Origin of the sequence: Thioalbus denitrificans (assembly GCF_003337735.1) — a bacterium.
In the GTDB taxonomy this organism is placed as follows: Bacteria; Pseudomonadota; Gammaproteobacteria; order DSM-26407; family DSM-26407; genus Thioalbus; species Thioalbus denitrificans.
The window spans coordinates 234,938-257,588 of the sequence record NZ_QPJY01000003.1 but is presented as its reverse complement, the minus strand read 5'-3'; the positions used below and the strand labels follow the sequence as shown (position 1 = coordinate 257,588).

General features: G+C 70.7%; 23 protein-coding genes. 13 read left to right on the top strand and 10 right to left on the bottom strand.

Translation table 11 applies throughout. The features are described from left to right. Positions 1–65 precede the first annotated feature (65 nt). On the top strand, positions 66–965 hold the full coding sequence (locus DFQ59_RS09530) for a LysR family transcriptional regulator (protein WP_114279456.1): 900 nt from the start codon (positions 66–68) through the stop codon (positions 963–965). On the opposite strand, the gene DFQ59_RS09525 is transcribed toward DFQ59_RS09530, so the two are convergent. From DFQ59_RS09525 to DFQ59_RS09485, 9 genes are all read right to left on the bottom strand, one after another. Then, the gene (locus tag DFQ59_RS09525; protein WP_114279455.1) at positions 962–1,804 is read right to left on the bottom strand and encodes a universal stress protein; all 843 of its coding nucleotides are present in this window, start codon (positions 1,802–1,804) and stop codon (positions 962–964) included. The two genes, DFQ59_RS09530 and DFQ59_RS09525, sit on opposite strands and share 4 nt — an antisense overlap. A gap of 14 nt (positions 1,805–1,818) precedes the next feature. Next, positions 1,819–3,297, bottom strand: a complete 1,479-nt coding sequence (locus DFQ59_RS09520; protein WP_114279454.1) for a SulP family inorganic anion transporter — start codon at positions 3,295–3,297, stop codon at positions 1,819–1,821. Positions 3,298–3,678: 381 nt separating this feature from the next. Beyond that, positions 3,679–4,995, bottom strand: a complete 1,317-nt coding sequence (locus DFQ59_RS09515) for an alkaline phosphatase PhoX (protein WP_114279453.1) — start codon at positions 4,993–4,995, stop codon at positions 3,679–3,681. 172 nt (positions 4,996–5,167) lie between these two features. Then, positions 5,168–6,076: a c-type cytochrome gene (locus DFQ59_RS09510; RefSeq protein WP_245937240.1), complete on the bottom strand. Its 909-nt coding sequence runs from the start codon at positions 6,074–6,076 to the stop codon at positions 5,168–5,170. Between the two features lie 23 nt (positions 6,077–6,099). Beyond that, a complete protein-coding gene (locus DFQ59_RS09505) occupies positions 6,100–6,735 on the bottom strand; it encodes a c-type cytochrome (RefSeq protein WP_114279452.1) in 636 nt (211 codons plus the stop codon). Positions 6,736–6,939: 204 nt separating this feature from the next. Then, a complete protein-coding gene (gene modC, locus DFQ59_RS09500) occupies positions 6,940–8,013 on the bottom strand; it encodes a molybdenum ABC transporter ATP-binding protein (protein ID WP_114279451.1) in 1,074 nt (357 codons plus the stop codon). After that, a complete protein-coding gene (gene modB / locus DFQ59_RS09495) occupies positions 8,010–8,690 on the bottom strand; it encodes a molybdate ABC transporter permease subunit (RefSeq protein ID WP_114279450.1) in 681 nt (226 codons plus the stop codon). The genes modC and modB overlap by 4 nt, the downstream gene beginning before the upstream one ends. A 9-nt stretch (positions 8,691–8,699) precedes the next feature. After that, a complete protein-coding gene (gene modA / locus DFQ59_RS09490; protein WP_114279449.1) occupies positions 8,700–9,464 on the bottom strand; it encodes a molybdate ABC transporter substrate-binding protein in 765 nt (254 codons plus the stop codon). 3 nt (positions 9,465–9,467) lie between these two features. Next, a complete protein-coding gene (locus DFQ59_RS09485; RefSeq protein ID WP_114279448.1) occupies positions 9,468–9,869 on the bottom strand; it encodes a winged helix-turn-helix domain-containing protein in 402 nt (133 codons plus the stop codon). A 245-nt stretch (positions 9,870–10,114) separates the two neighbouring features. On the opposite strand from DFQ59_RS09485, the gene DFQ59_RS09480 reads away from it, so the two are divergent. Then, entirely contained in the window at positions 10,115–10,303 is a 189-nt protein-coding gene (locus DFQ59_RS09480; protein WP_114279447.1) for a PA3496 family putative envelope integrity protein, read from the top strand. Positions 10,304–10,347: 44 nt separating this feature from the next. On the opposite strand, the gene DFQ59_RS09475 is transcribed toward DFQ59_RS09480, so the two are convergent. Beyond that, positions 10,348–11,190 carry a LysR family transcriptional regulator gene (locus DFQ59_RS09475; protein WP_114279446.1) on the bottom strand — a complete coding sequence of 281 codons (843 nt, stop codon included), beginning with the start codon at positions 11,188–11,190 and terminating at the stop codon, positions 10,348–10,350. Between the two features lie 108 nt (positions 11,191–11,298). Between DFQ59_RS09475 and phoB the strand changes: the two genes are divergently transcribed. The 11 genes from phoB to DFQ59_RS09420 all read left to right on the top strand — a co-directional run bounded on the left by phoB (position 11,299) and on the right by DFQ59_RS09420 (position 22,618). Beyond that, the gene (phoB, locus tag DFQ59_RS09470; RefSeq protein ID WP_114279445.1) at positions 11,299–11,991 is read left to right on the top strand and encodes a phosphate regulon transcriptional regulator PhoB; all 693 of its coding nucleotides are present in this window, start codon (positions 11,299–11,301) and stop codon (positions 11,989–11,991) included. Between the two features lie 182 nt (positions 11,992–12,173). Continuing rightward, complete coding sequence (locus DFQ59_RS09465) at positions 12,174–13,217, top strand: PstS family phosphate ABC transporter substrate-binding protein (RefSeq protein ID WP_114279559.1); 1,044 nt, start codon at positions 12,174–12,176, stop codon at positions 13,215–13,217. Between the two features lie 123 nt (positions 13,218–13,340). Then, a complete protein-coding gene (pstC, locus tag DFQ59_RS09460) occupies positions 13,341–14,729 on the top strand; it encodes a phosphate ABC transporter permease subunit PstC (RefSeq protein WP_114279444.1) in 1,389 nt (462 codons plus the stop codon). An 18-nt stretch (positions 14,730–14,747) separates the two neighbouring features. Further along, the gene (gene pstA / locus DFQ59_RS09455) at positions 14,748–16,031 is read left to right on the top strand and encodes a phosphate ABC transporter permease PstA (protein ID WP_114279443.1); all 1,284 of its coding nucleotides are present in this window, start codon (positions 14,748–14,750) and stop codon (positions 16,029–16,031) included. 160 nt (positions 16,032–16,191) lie between these two features. Next, positions 16,192–16,971 carry a phosphate ABC transporter ATP-binding protein PstB gene (pstB, locus tag DFQ59_RS09450; protein ID WP_245937246.1) on the top strand — a complete coding sequence of 260 codons (780 nt, stop codon included), beginning with the start codon at positions 16,192–16,194 and terminating at the stop codon, positions 16,969–16,971. 37 nt (positions 16,972–17,008) lie between these two features. Continuing rightward, positions 17,009–17,734, top strand: a complete 726-nt coding sequence (gene phoU, locus DFQ59_RS09445) for a phosphate signaling complex protein PhoU (protein ID WP_114279442.1) — start codon at positions 17,009–17,011, stop codon at positions 17,732–17,734. 77 nt (positions 17,735–17,811) lie between these two features. Beyond that, positions 17,812–19,233 (top strand): phosphate regulon sensor histidine kinase PhoR, encoded by a 1,422-nt coding sequence (phoR, locus tag DFQ59_RS09440; protein ID WP_211314858.1) that lies wholly within the window; start codon positions 17,812–17,814, stop codon positions 19,231–19,233. Between the two features lie 158 nt (positions 19,234–19,391). Beyond that, on the top strand, positions 19,392–20,108 hold the full coding sequence (gene phoU / locus DFQ59_RS09435) for a phosphate signaling complex protein PhoU (RefSeq protein WP_114279441.1): 717 nt from the start codon (positions 19,392–19,394) through the stop codon (positions 20,106–20,108). Between the two features lie 73 nt (positions 20,109–20,181). Then, positions 20,182–21,090: a Ppx/GppA phosphatase family protein gene (locus tag DFQ59_RS09430; RefSeq protein ID WP_211314857.1), complete on the top strand. Its 909-nt coding sequence runs from the start codon at positions 20,182–20,184 to the stop codon at positions 21,088–21,090. A gap of 72 nt (positions 21,091–21,162) precedes the next feature. Beyond that, a complete protein-coding gene (locus DFQ59_RS09425; RefSeq protein WP_114279440.1) occupies positions 21,163–21,717 on the top strand; it encodes a universal stress protein in 555 nt (184 codons plus the stop codon). 124 nt (positions 21,718–21,841) lie between these two features. After that, positions 21,842–22,618: a M90 family metallopeptidase gene (locus tag DFQ59_RS09420; RefSeq protein ID WP_114279439.1), complete on the top strand. Its 777-nt coding sequence runs from the start codon at positions 21,842–21,844 to the stop codon at positions 22,616–22,618. Positions 22,619–22,651: the final 33 nt, after the last annotated feature.

The window sequence follows — 22,651 nt, the reverse complement described above, 5'->3', positions numbered from 1 at the left end:
GGATGGAGTATGGCAATCCATATGGGGATAATGAATGTCTAAAACAGACAGGTGGTCATGCATGAATGAATAACATCGATTGGGAATTGATCCGCACCTTCCTCGCCGTGGCCGAGCAGGGCAGCGTCTCGGGGGCCGCGCGGGTGCTCGGGGCCTCCCAGCCAACCCTCAGCCGCCACATCCGCGAGCTGGAGCGGCGCACGCAGCTCAGCCTCTTCGAGCGCTCGCCCCGGGGCCTGGCGCTGACCGGGCAGGGGGAGGCGCTGGTGGAGGCCGCCCGGGGGATGGGCGAATCGGCGGAGCGCTTCGCACGTCTGGCCGGCGGGCTGTCGGTGGAGCTGGACGGGGATCTGCGCATCAGCGCCAACGAGATTGTCGGCTACCATCTCCTGCCGCCGCTGATCGCCGCCTTCCGGGAACGCTACCCGGGGGTGGCCATCGAGGTGGTGATTTCCAACCGTACCAGCAGCCTGAACAAGCGCGAGGCGGATGTGGCGCTGCGCATGTTCCGGCCGGAGCAGCCCGATCTCGTGGCCGCGCGGCTGGCCGACCTGGCGCTGGGCCTGTTCGCCCGGCGGGATTACCTGGACCGGCACGGGACGCCGGCGACGCCGTCGGAGCTGAGTGGGCATGCGCTCATCGGTTTCGACGAGGACCCGGCGTTCATCGAGGCGGCGGCCCCCATGGGCGCCCGCCTGGGCCGCGGGGATTTCCCGCTGCGCACCGACCACATGCCGCTGCACGTCGCGCTGATGCGGGCCGGGGCGGGTATCGGCGCCACCCATGTCGGGCTGGCGGCCCGCTACCCGGAACTGGATCGCGTGCTGCCGGGGGTGCCCCTGCCCGCCCTGGAGTTCTGGTGCGTCTGCCACCGCGACCTGCGGCTCAACCCGCGGGTGCGCGCCCTGATGCGCTTCGCCGGCGAGTGGTTCGGGAGCGATCCCTACCGGGCGGTGCTGGCCTAGCGCAGGAGCAGGACCGGCACCGCGGCGTTGCGGATCATGCCGGTGGTGGTGCTGCCCACCAGGAAGCGGCGGATGACGGAGTGCCCATAGGCGCCCATGATCACCATGTCGACAGCCTGTTCCCGGCGGTAGTCGCAGAGCACGCGCTCCACCTCGCCCGGGACAATGGCGCCGGGCGCCTCGAAGCCGGCCGCCTCCAGGGTGGCGCGGGCCCAGTCGAGCTGCGCCCGGTTCCGGGCGTCGTCCGCCCCGGCCATGACCACGTGGCAGGGCAGGCCGCGGAACAGGGGGCTGGCGGCGACCATCGCGACGCCCTTGCGGGTGGTGGCGCTGCCGTCGAAGGCGATCATCACCCGCGCCGGCGCGCTGAACGCCGGGGGGCAGACCAGGATGGGGCGGCGCATGACCCGCACCACCGTCTCGATGCGGCTGCCCACGTGGATGCCGAGGTTCTCGTCGTGCTTGCCCATGACCAGCAGGGACAGTTCCTCCTCCAGCTCGACCAGGGTGTCCACCAGGCTGCCGTGGTACTGGCGGCAGAGGGGCTCGGCCACCCCGTCGGCCACCGCCCGCGCGCGGGCCGCCTCCAGCATGAGCCGGCCCTGCTCCAGGGCCAGCCGGCCGCGCTTCTCGTCCAGCGCCGCGAGCTCCTCCAGCAGCGACTCCCGGCTGCCCAGGCCGATGTTGCCGGCGAGGTTGCTGCCGCCGGGGTACTCGGACTTCTCCAACACGTGCAGCAGCAGCAGGGGTTCGCCCAGGCGCAGGCTGGCCCAGGCGGCGCAGTCGCTGACGGCGGCCGAGACGCTGGTGCCGTCGATGCAGCTGATTACGTGGGTCATCGGGTCGGTCTCCGTCAGTGGGCCAGCAGCTTGTCTACCGCATCCGGCTTGTCGTGCACAGCGAACCGGTCGACGATGGTGGCGCTGGCCTCGTTCAGCCCGACGATCTCCACCGCCGTGCCCTCGCGGCGGAACTTGATGACCACCTTGTCGAGCGCGCTGACGGCGGTGATGTCCCAGAAATGGGCCTGGGTGAGGTCGATCACCACCTTGTCGAGCACCTCCTTCAGGTCGAAGAACTCGACGAACTTGTCCGCCGAGGCGAAGAAGACCTGGCCCACCACCCGGTAGGTGCGGACCCTGCCCCCGGCGTCCAGCGCGGAGGTGACGTACTTGTAGTGGGCCACCTTGTTGGCGAAGAACATCGCCGCCAGCAGCACGCCCACGAACACCCCGTAGGCGAGGTTGTGGGTGGCCACCACCACCGCCACGGTGGCGACCATGACGATGTTGGTGCTGAGCGGGTTGCGCCGGAGGTTCACCAGCGACTCCCAGCTGAAGGTGCCGATGGAGACCATGATCATCACCGCCACCAGCGCCGCCATGGGAATCCGCGCCACCCTCTCGCCCAGGAACACCACCATCAGGAGCAGGAAGAGCCCCGCGGCGAAGGTGGAGAGGCGGCTGCGGCCGCCCGACTTGATGTTGATGACCGACTGGCCAATCATCGCGCAGCCCGCCATGCCCCCGAGCAGGCCTGCGGCGATGTTGGCCACCCCCTGGCCCGTGCACTCGCGGTTCTTGTCGCTGGGGGTGTCGGTCAGGTCGTCGACGATGGCGGCGGTCATCAGCGATTCCAGCAGCCCCACCACCGCCAGCGAGGCCGAGTAGGGCAGGATGATGGCCAGGGTTTCGAGATCGAGGGGCACCTGGGGCCAGAGGAAGACCGGCAGGGTGTCCGGCAGCTCGCCCATGTCGCCGACGGTGCGCAGGTCCAGGTCCAGCGCCATGGCGATGGCCGTGAGCACGATGATGGTGACCAGCGGCGAGGGCACCGAGCGGGTGAGGTAGGGGAACAGGTAGATGATGGCCAGCCCCCCGGCGGTCATGGCGTAGACGTGCCAGGTGACGCCGGTCAGCTCGGGCAGCTGGGCGAGGAAGATGAGGATCGCCAGCGCGTTGACGAAGCCGGTCACCACCGAGCGCGAGACGAAGCGCATCAGCGACCCGAGCCGGAGGTAGCCCGCGGCGATCTGCAGGACACCCGTGAGCAGGGTGGCCGCGAGCAGGTACTGCAGGCCGTGCTCCCTGACCAGCGTGACCATCAGCAGCGCCATGGCCCCGGTGGCGGCGGAGATCATGCCCGGGCGGCCGCCCACGAAGGCGATGACCACGGCGATGCAGAAGGAGGCGTAGAGGCCCACCCGGGGATCCACGCCGGCGATGGCGGAGAAGGCGATGGCCTCCGGGATGAGCGCCAGCGCCACGACGAGCCCGGCGAGCAGGTCGGCGCGGATGCTGATGAACCAGTTCTTGCGCAGGGTATCCAGCATTTTCCAGTCAGTCGGTTGTCGATGCCCCCGCCCCGATGGGCGGCGGGTGCGGGCGGGTACGGGCAATACCGGGCCGGCCGCGCGGGCCGGCGGCCTCTACGGGGGGCGGGATAAGGTCCCGGTGCGGCAGGAACCGGGCGTCGCTTCGGATTGCCGTGGCAGGGTGTGGCGGTCATCCGGGCGGAAACGGGCGGGCCCGGGCGGCTGCGGCTGTCCATATCGGACAACCCTGATAAAGGGCGCGCACGGTACCATACCGCCCCGCCCTTTGCACCCCGGGGCGGGCGGGCAATGAAGAAGAAGGCGGCGCCTGGCGGCGCCGCCTTCGGGAGGTCCCGCTCGCCGGTGCGCCGGCGAGCGGGTGAGGTGCCGCATGCGACCTCAGCGGCGTTTCAGGTTGCGGTTGGTGATGGCCCAGGTGCCGTCGGCGTACTCCTTGGCGGCGTGCTGCACGTTCACGTACAGGGTGTGCGGGTCCTTGCCGAAGTAGATGCCGGTGCCCTCGGCGCCGCTGTCCACCATGGCGGCGAACAGGTGCACCGCATCGGCCGAGCCGTCGCCGTCGAGGTCCCGGTCGGCGACCCAGATGTCGGAGCCGCCGGTGTCCTCGACGATCCACAGCCGTCCGTCGGGGCCCTCGGCCAGGTTGTCAGGGTTGTTGAAGTTGGGGTTGCCGCCGGCGGGCGCGTTGTCCCCCGCGCTCACGTAGGCGGTGACCACCTGCCGCTTCAGGTCGATGGCCAGCACGCGGTCCTCGCTGGTCTCGGACACGTAGAGCACCTGGCCGATGGCCTCCACGTCCTCCGGACGGCCGAACTCGGTGGCCTCGACCCAGTCGGCCGCCACCTTGGCGTCGATCCGCACCTGGTCGCGATCCAGGGCGACCCACTCGAAGGCGCCGAGGTGCGGGTGGCCGCTGCCGTAGGACTGCTCGGCGTCGCTGAGCCCGGTGAGCTTGAGCGCGTAGAGCTGGCCCGTGGAGAGATCGCCGTAGGTGTCCGGCACGAAGCGGAAGATGGAGCCGCCGTTCAGCTCGTCGATGACATAGACGGCGCCGTCGGCGCCCACCTCGACGCCCTCGTGGCGGATGCGGCCCACGGCGGGGCGATCCACGACATCGGCGGCGACGGTGCGGTCCTTCGGGTCGAGGAACAGCTCGTAGACGCGACCCTGGGGATCCTCCTCGGCGAACAGCACGGTCCCCCACGGGGTCCAGCGGATGCCGTCGAGGTCGCGGCCCTGGGTGAAGTCGGGGAACTGCGGGCCGATGGCCGGGGCGGTCGCGGCGCAGTCGCTCGCCTGGGCGATGACCTTGGCCGCGCCGGTGTCGAGATCCACCACGGACACCGCGCCGCACTCGTCCACCTCGTGGGTGCGGTAGAGGAAGCGGCCCGCCTGGGGGCCGGTCTCGTTGACGGTGTTCATGTCGCTGAGGTCCGGGAAGTCGCGGCCGATGTCCGTGCCGTCGGTGTCGGTGACGTAGATGTTGAGATCGGTCTCGTCGGCGACCTTGTACATCACGTAGCCGTCGGGGATCAGGTGGGGCTGGTCCCAGTCGTTGGTGAGCACCTCGGCCGACTTCACGAGGGGCGTGAAGGCCATGGGGCCGTTCACGGCCGGGCCGGCGGCGGCGGTGCCGAGGCCGGACAGCAGCGTGGCGCCGACGAGGAGTGCGAGGGGGGTCTTCCGGTGGGTCATGGTCGTGTTCTCCGTCCCCAACAGGGTTATCGGGCGTGTGGACGCCGCTCGCGGGAGCGGCTCGGAGCCACGACTCTAGATGCCGGCTGTTACGGCGGGGCGGCGGTGGCGTTAAGGAATGGTTACCCGTTGCCGGCAGGCGGGCCGGGGCGCGGCGCCCCGGCCCGCCTGCTCACTCCGCGCCGCCCGCGAGCGCGTGTCCGCCCACCTCCTCGCCGTACTCGCACTGGTGGCCGTGGAAGGTCTTCTTCGTCTCCGCCAGGTCACCCTCGAAGCGCGGGTCCTGGGGCCGGTCGTGGCTGTTGATGTAGAGCGCCACGTCCCAGGCCTGCTGGTCGGTCAGGCTGCCGCCCTGGCTGAGCGGCATGTTGGCCTTGATGAAGCCCGCCGCGGTGTTGACCCGGTGCATGCCGGCGCCCCAGTTGTAGGAGTCGGGGCCCCACAGGGGCGGGAAGACGTAGCGGCCGTCCACCTGCCGGCCCGCGCCGTCGTCGCCGTGGCACAGCGCGCAGTTGTCCCGGTAGACCGCCTCGCCGCGGGCGAAGTCGGGCGCCTGCTCCGGCCTGGCCAGCTTGGGGAAGCCGCGCCCGGGCAGGGCCTTGCCGATGGGGGCGCCGGTGGCGAGCCAGTAGTGGTAGGTGACCAGCGCGGTGAGCTCGCGGCTGCCGGCCGGCGGCGGGGTGCCGTTCATGCTGTAGGTGAAGCAGCCCTGGATGCGCTCCTCCATGGTGTTCACCTTGTCGTTCTTCTTGCGGTAGGCCGGGTACATGCCGAAGGCGGCCCACAGGGGCGCGGAGCCGGCCCGGCGGCCGCGGTCCAGGTGGCAGTTCACGCACTTCATGCCGTTGCCGGTGTAGGTGCCGCGCAGCTGGTCGGTGTTGAGGAAGAGATCGCGGCCGAGGCGCACCATCTCGCCGAAGGCGTTGTCGGGGATCGTCTCCTCGGCGGGCGGGCTGAAGGCGGCCTCGCCGGCGGGGGCGGCGGGCAGCTCCACCTGGAAGTCCTTCTCGGGGGCGGCGCCGGCCAGGAGGGGGAGGGCCGCGGCCAGGGTCGCGGCGAGGATTCGGTTCATGGTCTTCATGGCATTGCTCCTGCGGGCGCGCATCAGCGGGGCCGGGTGGCGAACCAGGCGGCCACCGCCTGGATCTCGGCGTCGTCCAGACGCTCGGCCACGCCCTTCATCAGGTTCATGGGATCATTGGCGCGGGTGCCGTTCTTCCAGGCGTGGAGCTGCGCGGCCAGGTAGCTGGCGTGCTGGCCGGCGAGCCCGGGGAAGGCGGCGCCCAGGCCGCGGCCGCCGGGGCCGTGGCAGCTCTCGCAGGCGGGCACCTGGCGATCCCAGGCGCCGAGGGTGGCCAGGCGTTCACCGGCGGCCGCCTGCTCCGTGGCGGGCGCCCCGGCGGCAGTGCCGGCGACCTGGGCGGCATAGAAGGCCGCCGCGTCGGCCGCCTGTTCATCGGTCAGGGCCTGGGCGATGGGCTGCATGACGGCGTTCCGGCGCCGGCCCTCGCGGTAGTCGCGGATCTGGCGCGCGAGGTAGTCGGCGTCCATGCCCGCCAGGCGCGGGAAGCCGCCGCCGGCGTTGCCGGCGCCGTCCACGCCGTGGCAGGTCATGCAGGGCAGGGCGCCGGCGCCGTTGCCCTGCATGACGATGGTCTTGCCCGCCCCGGTGTCGGCGCCGTGGGCCAGGGGCGCGAGCAACAGCGCAGCGAGCGCGGCCGCGAGTCGCGTTCTGTTCATGGTCTCTTCCTCAAGGGTCGATGCCTGTCTGATTGTCGTGTGCGGATCGGTTTCACGGCGGCGCGGCGGGGGGCCGAACCGGCGAGGGGCGGTATATTAGTAATTTAGTAGGAAATAATTAACCCCGCGGGAGCGGGGTCTTTGGGGGTGGCGGGAAGGCCGTGGGGCAGCCGGGGTGTGGCCGCGGCGGTCCGCGCGGGGGATTCAGTCGATGATCGCGACGCTCTTGATCTGGGCGAAGAGTTCCAGGCCGGGGCGCAGCCCCAGCAGGCTCGCGGACTTGGCGGTGATGCGGCTGAGCAGGCGGATGCCCCCGGCCTCCAGCTGCACGATGCGCTGGGCCGGCCCCTCCTCGACGATGGCGCCGACGCGGGCGGGGAAGACGTTGAGGATGCTGCTGGCGCGGGGCGCCTCCAGGGCCAGGCTGACATCCTTGGCCAGGATCCGCAGCCGGTGCCGCGCGCCCACCGGGGCCTCCACCGCGCGCACGCTGAAGCGCCCGCCGGGGAAGTCGAGGTAGCTCAGGTGGAACTCCGGGTCGTGGGCGGCCACCCGCGCCTCCACCACCGCGGCCGCCCCCTCGCCGTGGGCCAGGGGCAGGTCGAGGCGGGTGAGCAGCTCGGCCACCGGGCCGCTGCCCTGGACCCGGCCCGCGCCGATGAGGACGAGGTGGTCGGCGAGGCGCACCACCTCGTCCAGGGAGTGGCTCACGTAGAGCACCGGGACCGGCAGCACCTCGTGCAGCCGCTCCAGGTAGGGCAGGATCGCCGCCTTGGCCTCCCGGTCCAGCGCGGCCAGGGGCTCGTCCATGAGCAGCAGGCGGGGCCCGGCCAGCAGCGCCCGGGCGATGGCCACCCGCTGGCGCTCGCCGCCGCTCAGGGTGGCGGGCCGGCGCCCGAGCAGGTGGCCGATGCCGAGCCACTCCACCGCCTGCGCCTCGTCTATGCGACGCTCCTCCGCCGGGGTGCGGCGCAGGCCGTAGTGCAGGTTTCCGCGCACGCTCAGGTGGGGGAACAGGGCCGCCTCCTGGAACACGTAGCCCACCCGGCGGTGGTTGGGCGGCAGCCGTAGGCCGGTGCCGCTGTCCTCCCACGGCGTCTCCCCGAGCCGCAGGAAGCCCGCCTCCGCCTGCTCCAGCCCGGCGATGCAGCGCAGCAGCAGGGTCTTGCCGCTGCCGGAGCGCCCGAACAGGGCGGTGACGCCCCGCCCGGGCGCCTCGAAGGCCGCGTCGAGGCGGAAGGCGCCCCGCTGCAGGCGGTAGCGGACCTGGAGGCTCATCGCATGCGCACCCGGAAGCGGCGGTTGGTGACATAGACGCCCAGCAGCATCACGAAGGAGAGGCCCAGCAGGGAGGCGGAGAGCAGGTGGGCGCTGCCGTAGTCGAGGGCCTCCACGTGGTCGTAGATGGCGATGGAGAGCACCTGGGTGCGGCCGGGGATGTTGCCGCCGATCATCAGCACCACCCCGAACTCGCCCACCGTGTGGGCGAAGCCCAGGGTGGCCGCCGAGAGCAGGCCCTGGCGCGCCTGGGGCAGCACCACGGTGAGGAAGCGGTCCAGCGGCGCGGCGCCCAGGGTGGCCGCCGCCTCCAGGGTCCGCTCCTCCAGGCCCTCGAAGGCCGTCTGCAGGGGCTGCACCACGAAGGGCAGGGAGTAGATCAGCGAGCCGATGACCAGCCCGGTGAAGGTGAAGGCCAGCGCGCCGCCGCCCAGGGCGCGCCAGGGGCCGCCGAGCAGCCCGTCGGGCGCCAGGGCGAGCAACAGGTAGAAGCCCAGCACCGTCGGCGGCAGCACCAGGGGCAGCGCCACCAGCGCCTCCAGGGGCAGCTTCAGCACGCTGCGGGTGCGGGCGAGCCACCAGGCCAGCGGGGTGCCCAGCACCAGCAGCAGGAGGGTGGTGATGAGCGCCAGCCGCAGGGTGATGAGCAGGGCCTGGAGGTCGCCGGGGCTGAACATGGGCCGGTGCTACCGCTCCGGGGGCGCCGGCACGTCGTAGCCGTAGCGCTCGATGATGGCGACGGCCTCGGGGCCGCGGAGGTAGTCCAGGAATGCCTGCGCCGCCGGGTTGCGGGCGGCGCTGCCGAGCAGGACCGCCTGCTGCTCGATGGGGGCATGGAGCGCCTGGGGCACCAGCCACTGGGAGCCGGGCTGCCCGCCGGCCCGTACCTGGGCCAGGGCCACGAACCCCAGCGGGGCATTGCCGGAGGCCACGAACTGGAAGGCCTGGCCGATGTTCTCGCCCCGCACCAGCCGTGGCTGGATCCCGTCCCACAGCCCCAGCCCCTCCAGCACCTCCTGCGCCGCGGCCCCGTAGGGGGCGCTGCGGGGATTGGCGATGGCCAGCCGCTCCAGGCCCGGGTCGCGCAGGACGGCGCCCTCGGCGTCCACCCGCTCCGGGTCCGGGCTCCACAGCACCAGCCGGCCCACGGCGTAGGTGAAGCGGCTGCCGGCCACCGCGTAGCCCTCCCGCTCCAGCCGCTCGGGACGGGCGCTGTCAGCGGCCAGCAGCACGGCGAAGGGGGCGCCCTGGGTGATCTGGGTATAGAGCTTGCCGGTGGAGCCGCTGCTGGCCAGCACCTTGTGCCCGGTGGCCCGGGTGAAGGCGGCGGCCACCTCCTCCAGCGTGGCCTTGAAATTGGCGGCCACGGCGACGCTGACCTCCCCGGCCCGGGCGCCCGTCGCGGCGAGCAGGGCGGCGATCAGCAGCAACTGAAGGGGGTGTCTGCGCACGGTTCAGGGCTCCTTGTCGGAAGGCGTGGATGGGGGGGCGGGATCGGCCGCGGGGGCGAGACGCCCGGTTTCCGTTTCCAGGAAGGCCTGGTGGCGCCGCTCGAGCGCGCGGTAGTCGTGGATGGCGCGGCTACCGGTCCCGGTGAGCACCGCGCCGCCGCCGCCGCGGCCGCCGGGCTGCTTCTCCACCAGGGGCGCGGGCGCGCAGCGGTTGATGGCCTCCACCAGTTCCCAGGCCCGGCGGTAGGACATGTGCAGGGCGCGCGCGGCGGCGCTGATGGAGCCGTGGGCGGCAATCGCCTCCAGCAGCCGGACGCGGCCGCCGCCGAGGAAGGTGCCGTCCGCGGACTCGATCCAGCAGCGGCCGCGGACGCGGTAGCTGGTGACTTTGGTCTTCTCGTTCATGACCCCGGGTCCCTGGAAGCTGAACGTAATATACCGCAGGGAATAACGATATCCATACCAAATGAGGGGTACTTGGCTGAATGGCGTCGGACCGGCGGTCGATAAATATCTTTTGTCGTCGCAATCGAAACAATTCACTTTCCATCCGTGTGGATTCCGGCTAGATAAGGCGCAGTTGAAGCGGCCGCCACGAGCCGCGCAGCGGTGAAGGTTTGGACGAGGATTTTTTTCGAGGTTCGGCGGGTATGAATGATGTGGACGACGTCTTTGCGATTGACGATGACGGGGCGGATCCGGTGTTCGAGGCGGGCCATGGGGCGGAGCGCCACGGCGATGCCGACCACCGGCGGCGCATCGAGCGCTATTTCGAGCTGAAGCGCCTGCGCGAGCAGGTGCAGGATCTCGGTTACGAGGACTACGACCTCGACTACTGAGGAATCGCCGCCCGGGGCGACCCGGGCGGCGCGATTGCGCCCGGTCAGGCCCCGTCCAGGAGCGCCAGCGCCTGGCGGATGACCTCTTCCCGCTCGCTGCCCGGCCGGTAGACCGCGTAGGCGGGCCGTTCGATGGGCGCCGCGTCCGCGACCCGGTGCAGCCTTCCCGCGGCCAGGTGGGGTTCAGCCAGCCGCTCGGGCAGGTAGGCGGCCCCGCCCCGCTCCAGGATGAAGCCGAGCGCCAGGGTGCCGTGGCTCATGCGCAGAGACGGCGTGGGCAGGTCCGGGTAGCGCCGGGCCAGCTCCAGGGCCGTGCTGGCGCCCCAGTCCACCCGTACGAATCCCTCGCCCAGCGCCTCCATGGCGCCGGCGCCCTCCACGCTGCTCACCAGGACCAGGTTCACCGTTCCCACCTCGCGCACCGTCTCGCCCGGCAGCCGCGGCGGCTCGAACAGCACCGCGATGTCCAGAACCCCGTCCAGCAGCCGCCGCAGCAGCAGTTCGCCCGGCAGGGTCTCCGCCTGCAGCGCGATGTCCGGCAGCTGTTCCCGCAGCCGGCACAGCCAGCCCCGCAGCAGGCTCTCCCACAGGTCGTAGGCCCCGCCCAGCGCCAGCGAGGTGCGGTACTCCGGGCCCAGTCCCGACTCCTGCCGGGCCCGCGACCAGGCGCCGACGATGGTCTCGGCATGCTTGAGCAGCCGGGTGCCTGCGGCGGTGAGGCGGATATCGTTGCGCTTGCGGGTGAACAGCTGTTGGCCGAGGGTCTCCTCGAGCAGCCGGATGCGGGCGCTCACCGCCGATTGGGTGAGGTGCAGGCGCTCGGCCGCACGGGCGAAATGGCGGGTCCGTTGCAGCTCGAGAAAGGTGCGCAGCAGTTCGATGTCCAAGCGGGACTCCGGTACCGTCGGGGTGTCATGCCGCTGTCATATTCAGCGGTTGTAATAATTTCAACCTTGAATTATGCATGATGTACAAACCGGAGTGATCGGATTCCCATGGCTTCTGCGAATATCCTGGTAGTTGAAGACGAGCCCGCCGTCCGCGAGATGCTGCGTTTCGTCCTGGAACAGGATGGCTTTTCCGTCCACGAGGTGGAGGATGCCGAGACCGCGCGCGAGCGCATCAACGCCCAGGCGCCCGACCTGCTGCTGCTGGACTGGATGCTGCCCGGCGCCAGCGGCGTGGAGCTGGCCCGCGGCCTGAAGCGCGATCCCCTGACCCGCGAGATACCCATCATCATGCTCACGGCCCGCGGCGAGGAGGACGACAAGGTGCGGGGGCTGGAGAGCGGGGCCGACGACTACGTCACCAAGCCCTTCTCCACCCGCGAGCTGCTCGCCCGCATCCGCACGGTGCTGCGCCGCGCGGCGCCCCATGCCGGGGAGGAGGCGGTGCAGGTGGACATCCTGACCCTGGATCCCGGCAGCCACCGGGTGAGCGCCGGCGACGCGGCGGTGGAGCTGGGGCCCACCGAATTCCGCCTGCTGCACTTCTTCATGACCCACCCCGAGCGCGTCTACAGCCGCAGCCAGCTGCTGGACCGGGTCTGGGGCACCAATGTCTACATCGAGGAGCGCACCGTGGATGTCCACATCCGGCGACTGCGCAAGGCGCTGGAGCCCACCGGCTGCGATGCCCTGCTGCAGACCGTGCGCGGTGCCGGCTACCGCCTCTCGGCCCGGCCCTGAACACCCCCTCCGGTTTTATTTCAGCGTGCAGTAAATCTGTAACAAACGGTTCCTATACTGCGCCCACGTAACACGACGACTGGGCGGTCGAGAGTGAAAGGCCGCCACCCGGTTCGGCACACGCAGACCGTGCGCCGACAAGCCAACAGACTCACAACAACTCTTCAGAGGTGACATCCGTGATCAAGAAGGCTCTCGCCAGTGCCCTGGCCGTAACCGCCGCTTTCGCCGTCGGCAGCGCCAACGCCGCCGCCCGCGACTACATCAGCATCGTGGGCTCCTCCACGGTCTATCCCTTCGCCACCGTGGTGGCCGAGCAGTTCGGCAAGACCTCCAGCTTCAAGACCCCGAAGATCGAGTCCACCGGCTCCGGCGGCGGCCTGAAGCTGTTCTGCGCCGGCGTCGGGGTGGAGAATCCCGACATCACCAACGCCTCGCGCCGCATCAAGAGCAGCGAGGTCGAGACCTGCGCCGCCAACGGCGTGAAGGAGATCGTCGAGATCAAGATCGGCTACGACGGCATCGCCGTGGCCAACTCCAAGCAGGCCGGGCAGTTCAGCCTGACCCGCCGCGACCTCTACCTGGCGCTCGCCAAGGACGTTCCCGCCGCCGACGGCAGCGAGAAGCTGGTGGCCAACCCCTACAAGACCTGGAAGGACGTCAACCCGGCCCTGCCCGCCACCGCCATCGAGGTGCTGGGTCCGCCTCCCACCTCCGGCACCCGCGACGCCTTCGTGGAGCTGGTGATGGAGCACGGCTGCAAGGACACCCCCTGGGTCGCCGCCATGGAGAAGAGCGACAAGAACGCCTTCAAGGCCGCCTGCTTCACCATCCGCGAGGACGGCGCCTACATCGAGGCCGGTGAGAACGACAACCTGATCGTGCAGAAGCTCGAGGCCAACCCGGACGCGCTGGGCATCTTCGGCTTCAGCTTCCTGGACCAGAACACCGACATGGTGCAGGGCTCGCTCATCGACGGCGTGGCGCCCACCTTCGAGGCCATCGCCAGCGGTGACTACCCCGTCTCCCGCCCGCTGTTCTTCTACGTGAAGAAGGCTCACGTGGGCGTCATCCCGGGCATCCAGGAGTACGTCAACGAGTTCACCAGCGACAAGGCCTGGGGCCCCGAGGGCTATCTCGCCGACAAGGGCCTCATCCCGATGCCCGAGGAGGAGCGCGCCAAGTTCGCCAACGACGCCCGCAACATGACGCCGATGGAGATGTAAGCGCACTGGGTGCGACAGCATGACGACGGCCGGGCGGGCCTGAAAACCCTCCCGGTCGTTGCCGTTTCAGAACGGCGCAACTAAGTTTCTACACTAACCACCGACCAGCCGCCGCCGACCGCCATGTCCGTGACCACGCTCGCAATCGTCCTCCTGGCGCTTTCCGCCGCCGCCTACTACGTGGGCCGGCAGCGCTCCTTCGCCGTGTCCCGCGGGTCCGGCGGGGTGCGCGCCCTGCACTCCCTGCCCGGCTACTACGGGATGCTCACCGCGCTGTGGTGCGGCCTGCCGGCGCTGCTGGTGCTGGCGGGCTGGGTGGCCTTCGAGCCCTACATCGTCACCAAGCTCGTGGTGGCCGGGCTGCCCGATGAGATCCGCGCCCTGCCCGACGCGCGCCTGGGCCTGGTGGTGAACGACATCAGGAACCTGGTCAGCGGCAACATCGTCTCCGCCCAGGTGGACCCGGCCATGCAGGCCGCGGCGGACCACTACCGCAGCCTGGTGCAGACCGGCTCCGCCGCCCTGGCGGTGGTGGTGCTGGCCCTGGCCGCGGGCGGCATCGGACTCGCCTGGAAGCGCATCCACCCCGGGCTGCGGGCCCGCAACCAGGTGGAAGGAGTGGTGAAGGCCTTCCTGGTTCTCTGCTCCACCATCGCCATCTTCACCACCATCGGCATCGTGCTCTCGGTGCTGTTCGAGGCGCTGCGCTTCTTCCACTCGGTGCCGGTATCGGAGTTCCTGCTGGGGCTGAAGTGGAGCCCGCAGATGGCCATCCGCGCCGACCAGGTGGGCTCCTCCGGCAGCTTCGGCGCCGTGCCGCTGTTCACCGGCACCCTGATGATCTCGTTCATCGCCATGTTCGTGGCGGTGCCCATCGGGCTGATGTCCGCCATCTACCTCTCCGAGTACGCCAACCGCCGCTTCCGCGCGGTGGCCAAGCCGCTGCTGGAGATCCTCGCCGGCATCCCCACCGTGGTCTACGGCTTCTTCGCCGCCCTGGTGGTGGCGCCCGCCCTGCGCGACGGGGGCGCGGCCCTCGGCCTGGACGTCTCCTCCGAGAGCGCGCTGGCGGCGGGCCTGGTGATGGGCATCATGATCATCCCCTTCGTCTCCTCCCTCTCCGACGACGTCATCAACGCCGTGCCCCAGTCCCTGCGCGACGGCTCCTACGCCATGGGCGCCACCCGCTCGGAGACGGTGCGCAAGGTGATCATTCCGGCGGCCCTGCCGGGCATCGTGGGCGGGGTGCTGCTGGCGGTCTCGCGGGCCATCGGCGAGACCATGATCGTGGTGATGGCCGCCGGCCTGGCGGCCAACCTGACCGCCAACCCCCTGCAGGCGGTGACCACCATCACCGTCCAGATCGTGACCCTGCTGGTGGGCGACCAGGAGTTCGACAGCCCCAAGACCCTGGCGGCCTTCGCCCTGGGCCTGATGCTGTTCGTGGTCACCCTGATCCTGAACGTCATCGCCCTGCACGTGGTGCGCAAGTACCGCGAACAGTATGAGTGACCGCGGAGCGAACCATCCATGAAGAATCAGCGCGCCATCGATATCGTCAACGCCAGCCTGAAGCGGCGCTATGCCGCCGAGCGGCGGTTCCGGCTCTACGGCATCGCCGCCATCGCCGCCGGGCTGCTGTTCCTGGCCCTGCTGTTCACCAGCATCGCGGCCAACGGCTACAGCGCCTTCCTGCAGACCCACGTCCGGCTCGACATCAACTTCGACCCGGCGGTGATCGATCCCGAGGGCAGCCGGGCGCCGCAGGCGCTCTCCGGGGCCAACTACGCCGCCCTGGTGCGCCGCTCGATGCAGGAGCTGTTCCCGGAGGTCACCGGGCGGCAGGATCGCCGGACCCTCAACGGGCTGGTGAGCAGCGGCGCCAGCTACCAGCTGCGGGACATGGTGATGGCGGACCCGGCGCTCATCGGCACCACCCGCTCCGTGTGGGTGCCCGCCGACGACGACGTGGACATGTACGCCAAGGGCCACATCCCCGTGGACGTGCCGGAGGCGCAGCGGCGCATCAAGGATCTGCCCCTGTCGTGGCTGCGGAAACTGGAGTCCGAGGGGCGCATCGAGAAGCGCTTCAACACCACCTTCTTCACCGCCGGCGACTCCCGCGAGCCGGAGCTGGCCGGCATCCGCGGCGCCCTGATGGGCTCGCTGTACACGGTCATCGTGACCCTGGCGCTCTCCTTCCCCATCGGCGTGGCGACCGCGATCTACCTGGAGGAGTTCGCGCCGAGAAACCGCTGGACCGACCTCATCGAGGTGAACATCAACAACCTGGCGGCGGTGCCCTCCATCGTCTTCGGCCTGCTGGGCCTGGCGGTGTTCCTCAACTTCATGGCTCTGCCCCGCTCGGCGCCGCTCGTCGGCGGCCTGGTGCTCACCCTGATGACCCTGCCCACCATCATCATCGCCGGGCGCGCGGCGCTGAAGTCGGTGCCGCCCTCCATCCGCGAGGCGGCCCTGGGCATCGGCGCCTCCAGGCTGCAGACGGTGACCCACCACGTGCTGCCGCTGGCCCTGCCCGGCATGCTCACCGGCACCATCATCGGCATGGCCCAGGCCCTGGGCGAGACGGCGCCGCTGCTGATGATCGGCATGGTCGCCTTCATCGTGGACATCCCGGGCGGCTTCTTCGACCCGGCCACCGTGCTGCCGGTGCAGATCTTCCTCTGGGCGGACAGCCCGGAGCGGGCCTTCGTTGAGCGCACCTCCGCGGCCATCCTGGTGCTGCTCGGCTTCCTGGTCATCATGAACGCCATCGCGGTGCTGCTGCGCAAGAAGTTCGAGCGGCGCTGGTGAGTTACGGTTTAGAATCCGACCGAGGTCAAGCATCATGAACAGCATTTCCTACGAGGCCAAGATGGGTATGGAACAGCGTGAGGGCGTGACGGCCGGTGCCGCCCGGCCCGGGGATGCCGTACCCGCGGCCGATGTGTCCGGCAAGGCGGAGGATCGGCGCATGGTGGGGGACCACACCCACCCCAACCCGGTGATGGTGTGCCGGGACGTGACCGTCCACTACGGCGAGAAGCGCGCCATCCACGATGTGAGCCTGGACGTGGGCGCCAACGAGGTGATCGCCATGATCGGCCCCTCGGGCTGCGGCAAGTCCACCTTCCTGCGCTGCCTGAACCGCATGAACGACACCATCGACGGCTGCCGCGTCAGCGGCTCCATCCTGCTCGACGGCCAGGACATCTACGACCGCCGGACCGACGTGGTGCCGCTGCGGGCCCGGGTGGGCATGGTGTTCCAGAAGCCCAACCCCTTCCCCAAGTCCATCTACGAGAACGTGGCCTACGGGCCGCGAATCCATGGCCTGGCCCGGTCCCGGACCGAGCTCGACGAGATCGTGCAGACCAGCCTGGAGAAGGCCGGCCTCTGGGGCGAGGTGAAGGACCGCCTGGACCAGCCCGGCACCGGGCTCTCCGGCGGCCAGCAGCAGCGCCTGTGCATCGCCCGCACCATCTCCGTCAGCCCCGAGGTGATCCTGATGGACGAGCCCTGCTCGGCGCTGGATCCCATCGCCACCGCGCGCATCGAGGAGCTCATCGACGAGCTGCGCGGGAACTACAGCATCGCCATCGTCACCCACTCCATGCAGCAGGCCGCCCGCGTCTCCCAGCGCACCGCCTATTTCCACCTGGGGGACCTCATCGAGGTGGGCGACACCGCGGACATCTTCACCAATCCGCGCCACCGCCTCACCGAGGACTACATCACCGGCCGCTTCGGCTGAGCCAATCGACACCGGGCGCAAGGAGAGAACTCGACCCATGACCAAGCCCACAGAAGGTCACATCGTCAAGCGCTTCGATGACCAGCTGACCCACCTGCACGGACTGGTGCTGCAGATGGGCCAGATGGTCATCGAGCAGCTGCAGCGTTCCCTGCGGACCCTGGAGGAGGAGGATGTGGAGACCGCCAGGGAGGTGGCCGAACGGGACCAGGAGGTGAACCGGCTGGACATCCGGGTGGACGACGAACTGGTCCGGGTGCTGGCCATGCGCGCGCCGGTGGGTAAGGACCTGCGCGAGGTGATGGCGGTGGCCAAGTCGGTGACCGATCTCGAGCGGGTGGGCGACGAGGCGCGCCGGGTGGCGCAGCTGACCCAGCGGCTCTACGGCGGCAACGGCGCGAGCCCGAACCCCAGCCTGCTGCGGGATCTCTTCGAACTGGGGCGGGGGGTGACCGCCGCCCTGGAGACCACCCTGCGCGCCTTCGAGTCCCTGGACCTGGACCTGGCCCTGGAGGTGCTGCAGCACGACGAGACGCTGGACGGCGAGTTCCAGTCCGCCCTGCGGCGCCTGTCCACCTACATCATGGAGGACCACCGCAACGTGGGCCACGTGGTGGAGGTGGTGCTGGGGCTGCGGGCCCTGGATCGCATCGGCGCCCATGCCAAGAACATCGCCGGCTACATCATCTACCTGGCCAACGGCCGCGACGTGCGCCATGTGCCCACCGAGCGCCTGCTCGAGGAGCTCAGGGCCGGCGGTTGATGCATCCCCCTTCCGCCTCCTCGCCCATGGCGCCTGAAACGCCCCCCGTTGATGAGCAGAGCCCGCCGGCAGGGGCCGTGAAGGAGCTGCCCCGCCCGCTGGCCCGGCTGGCCCTGGGCGCCACCCTGCTGCTCTGGGCCCTGCGTTCCCGGGCGGCCTGGCGCCGGGAGCTGGTCTGGGTGGCCGGGCTGCTGCTGCTCGCGGGCACGGCATTCGTCAGTGGCTCGCCGGGCTGGTCGCGCCTGGCGCTCGCGGGGCTGGCCGCATACGCGCTGCGCCAGTTCCTGCTGCTGCTGCGGCTGGGGCGCTGGCTCAACGGTTCCGGCACCCTGCCGGCCGTGCGCGGGGGCTGGGGCGAGGTGCTGGGCGGCATCGCCCGCCTGCAGCGCACCGGGCGCAAGCGCAAGCGCAAGCTGACCCGGGCGCTGCGGCGGTTCAACGAGGCGACCGATGCCCTGCCCGACGCGGCGGTCGCCCTCGGGCCCCGGGGCGAGATCGAGTGGTGGAACCCCACCGCGGAGCGGCTGCTCGGCCTGCAGCGGGGGATCGACCACGGGCAGCGCATCACCGACCTGATGCGCCATCCCGAGTTCGGGGCGCGGATGCGCAGCGGCGACTGGGCGACGGCGCTGGAGCTGCCCTCGCGCGCCGATGAGCGTGTCTGGCTCAGCGTGCGGGTGGTGACCCTGTCGAAGAAACGGCGCCTGCTGCTGGCACGGGATATCACCCGCCTGCGCCGGCTGGAGGAGATGCGCCGGGATTTTGTCGCCAATGTCTCCCACGAGCTGCGCACGCCGCTGACGGTGATGAGCGGCTACGTGGAGGCGCTGCTGGAGACCGAGGCCGGCGGCAACCCGGCCCGGGAGCGGGCGTTGAAGCGGATGCAGGAGCAGACCCGGCGCATGCAGACGCTGGTGGCCGACCTGCTGCACCTCTCCCGCCTGGAGCTGGATCAGAAGGGGCGGCAGCTGGAGCCCTGCCCGGTGGCCGGCGTCGTCGACGGGGTCTACGAAGAGGCGCTGGGGCTGAGCGGCGGCCGTCACCGGGTGGAGCTGGAGCAGGACCGCGGGCTGGGGCTGCTCTGCCAGCCCGACGAGCTGCGCAGCGCCTTCTCCAACCTGGTCTCCAACGCGGTCCGCTACACTCCCGAGGGGGGCAGCATCCGCATCCGCTGGTACCGGGACGGGAATGGCGAAGCCTGTTTCGCGGTGACCGACAGCGGGACCGGCATCGACCCGGTGCACCTGCCCCGGCTCACCGAGCGCTTCTACCGCGTCGACGTGGGGCGGTCCCGGGAGACCGGCGGGACCGGGCTGGGCCTGGCCATCGTCAAGCACGTGCTCACCCACCACGACGGCCGCCTGACGGTGGAGAGCGAACCGGGGCGCGGCAGCACCTTCACCTGCCGCTTCCCGGCCGGGCGGGCGGTCCGGCTCGGCGGCGGGGATGAGGAGGCGGATGGCGCGGCAGGGCCGGAGGATGACGGCGGCGCGGCGTGACAACACCGGCTCCGTCCTCGGACAGGCTGCGCCGAAGCGGGGCGTGGCGGTAAACTTGGACGGATGGCGGACACCTGGTAACCAAAGTGTCATTGCGGAACGGTAGCCTCACGTAAACGGGCGCCGGTCCGGGTGCATGGGCCACGATGGGCGGAGACATGGCGGGCGAAATCCACAAGGGACACATCTATCAGCGCTTCGATGCCGAGCTGGCCGACCTGCGCAGCAAGGTCCTCACCATGGGCGGCATGGTCGAGCAGCAGCTCGCCGACGCCCTGCGCGCCCTGAGCGAACAGGATCACGACCTGGCCGCGCGCGTGGTGGCCGGCGATCTCGAGGTGAACGGCTTCGATGTGGACATCGACGAGGAGGCCACCCGCATCATCGCCCGGCGTCAGCCCACGGCCATCGACCTGCGGCTGATCCTGACCGTGCTGCGGGTCACCAACGACCTGGAGCGGATCGGCGACGAGGCCGAGCGGGTGGCGCGCATGGCCGACCGGCTCGCCGAGGCGGGCGAGGGGCGCGGGCACGAGAACAGGCTCGGCCACATCTCCCAGCGGGTCTCGCGCATGCTCCATGACGCGCTGGACGCCTTCGCCCGCATGGACGTGGAACTGGCGCTCAAGGTGGCGCGCGAGGACGCGGACGTGGATCGCGACTACGAGGGGATCATGCGCCTCATGATCACCTACATGATGGAGGATCCCCGCACCATTCCCGCGGTGCTGAACGTCCTCTGGGCGGCCCGCGCCATCGAGCGCATCGGCGATCGCTCGCGCAACATCTGCGAGTACGTCATCTACCTGGTGAAGGGCAAGGACGTGCGCCACACCAGCGTCGAGCACATGGCCGAGGAGATGGAGCGCCGGTAGTGGCTGTTGCCCGGGGCAGGGATTCGCGTCTGTTCCGCGGCTGTCCGCCGGGGCCGGCCGGGGCGCGCAGCCGGTGAAGTTCGCCGCCGTCGACATGGGCTCCAACGCCGTGCGCCTGCTGCTGGCGCAGGTGTTCGAGGGGCCGTCGGGGCCGGTGTTCAAGAAGGAGGCGCTGGTGCGCATGCCCCTGCGCCTCGGCGACGACGCCTTCCTGCGCCGTGAGATCTCCCCCGACAAGGCCTGGCAGCTCGTCAAGACCCTGTCCGGCTTCCGCTGCCTGATGGACGCCTACCAGCCGCTCGCCTACCGGGCCGTGGCCACCTCCGCCATGCGCGAGGCGCGGAACGGTCCGATCCTGGCCGGGCAGATCCACGACCAGTGCGGACTGCGCCTGGAGATCATCAGCGGCGAGGAGGAGGGCTCCATCATCTTCGCCAACCACTTCGAGGAGCGCCTGGAGGCGGGTGGCGCCTACCTCTACCTGGACGTGGGCGGCGGCAGCACCGAACTCACCCTGTTCGGCAGCGGCTGCAGCACCGCCTCGGCCTCCTTCGACATCGGCACCGTCCGGCTCCTGGACGGGATGGTGCCCGAATCCCGCTGGCGGGAGATGAAGGCCTGGATCACTGCGGCCATCCGTGGCTGTCCCGAGATCCAGGGGATCGGCAGCGGGGGGAACATCAACAAGATCTTCCGCCTCTCCGGGCGCAAGGAGGGCCAGCCCATCACGCCGAAGCACATCCGCGCCACCCACGCCCGGCTCAGCGCGCTCAGCTTCGAGGAGCGCATCCGCGATCTCGGCCTGCGCCCGGACCGGGCCGACGTCATCGTGCCCGCCGCCCGGATCTACCTGTCGGTGCTGCGCTGGGCCGGCATCCGGCGCATGTATGTCCCCCAGATCGGGCTCGCCGACGGGATCGTGCGCCAGCTCTACGAGCAGCACCGGGGCCGGGAGCCCGCGACCGCCGGCGCGCCGGTGTAAGGAAACGGTCATCCCGCCGTCATCTTCTCCCGGCAGACTCGGATCCAACCCCATGCGCCGGCCGTTCCCGTCATGTCCGCCCAAGGCACCGACAACGACATTGCCGTACCCGCCTACCTGGTCCCGGTGGATTTCGGGGCGCCCGCCCGGGCCGCGCTCGTGCATGCCGCCGAGCTCGCCGCGGAGGGGCGGGGCCGGCTGCTGATCCTCCACGTGCTGCACGAGCCCGTGAACCGCCCGGGTCTCTATCAGCGCGCCAGCGGCCGGCGCCGGGGCCTGACTCCCCTGCAGGCCGGCGCCGGGTCGCTGCTGCAGGCGTTCCTCGCTGCGCTGCGGCAGGAACGGCCCGATCTCACCGCCCTGGAGCGCGCGCAGACGCTGCTGGTGAGGGGCCTGCCGGCGGAGTGCATCGTCGCGGTTGCCGGACAGCGCGCGGTGGCCGCCATCATCCTCGGGCGGCGCCGGCGGAACGGTCTTTCCCGCTGGCTCAACGGTTCGGTCGGCGACCAGGTCCTGCGCCGGGCGCGCTGTCCGGTCACCCTGGTGCCCCCGGCGATCCCCTGCGCGGGGGCGGAAGCACCCGCGGCGGCGCCCGTCTCCGCCGGCTCCGGCGCATCCGCTGCCTGAACACCCCGGCGGCGGTTCTCGCAGCGCCGTTTCCACCGCGTTAACATCCCCGTGAAGGACAACCCGATGCCCGGGGCCGCGGCCGTCCCCGCGCCCTGTCGCCACCTGTCCACGGGGAGGATGCGTGTTCTCGAGTTTCCGTAACTGGCGCCGGCGCCGGCTCCTGGCGCGGTTGCGACCGGAGGTGCCGGAGGCGCAGTGGCGCACTGTATGGGCGCGTCTGCCGCTGCTGAAGGGGCTGCCGCAGGAGGCGGAGAAGCGCCTGCGGGACCTGGCGCTGCTGTTCCTGCACGAGAAGAGCCTGGAGGGGGCCGCGGGAACGGTGATCGACCGTGAGCGGGCGCTCGTCATCGCCCTGCAGGCCTGCCTGCCCATCCTCAACCTGGGGCTCGAGTGGTATCACGGCTGGGTTTCGGTCATCGTCTATCCCGACGAGTTCATGCCCGAGCGCGAGTGGGTGGACGCCGACGGCGTGGTCTGGGTCTCGCGCCAGCCGCTGTCCGGCGAGGCCTGGCAACGCGGGCCGGTCGTTCTCTCCTGGTCCGACGTGGAGGCGGGTACGATCCTGGACGGCTACAACGTGGTGCTGCACGAGTTCGCCCACAAGCTCGACATGGTCAACGGCAGCGCCAACGGCCATCCGCCGCTGCACCGGGGCATGAACGGCGCGGCATGGAAGCGCGTGTTCAGCGCGGCCTACGGGGATTTCACCGGGCGCATGGAGCGGGGGCTGGCGAGCGGCATCGATCCCTACGCGGCCGAGTCGCCCGGCGAGTTCTTCGCCGTGCTGAGCGAGCTGTTCTTCGAACGGCCGCGGGTGCTGCGCGGCGAGTATCCCGAGGTCTACCGGTTGCTGGCCGAGTTCTACCGCCAGGACCCGGGCGCCCGGCTCCCGGGCTGAACCGCCCGGGTCGCGGTTCCGTTGCAGTGCCCC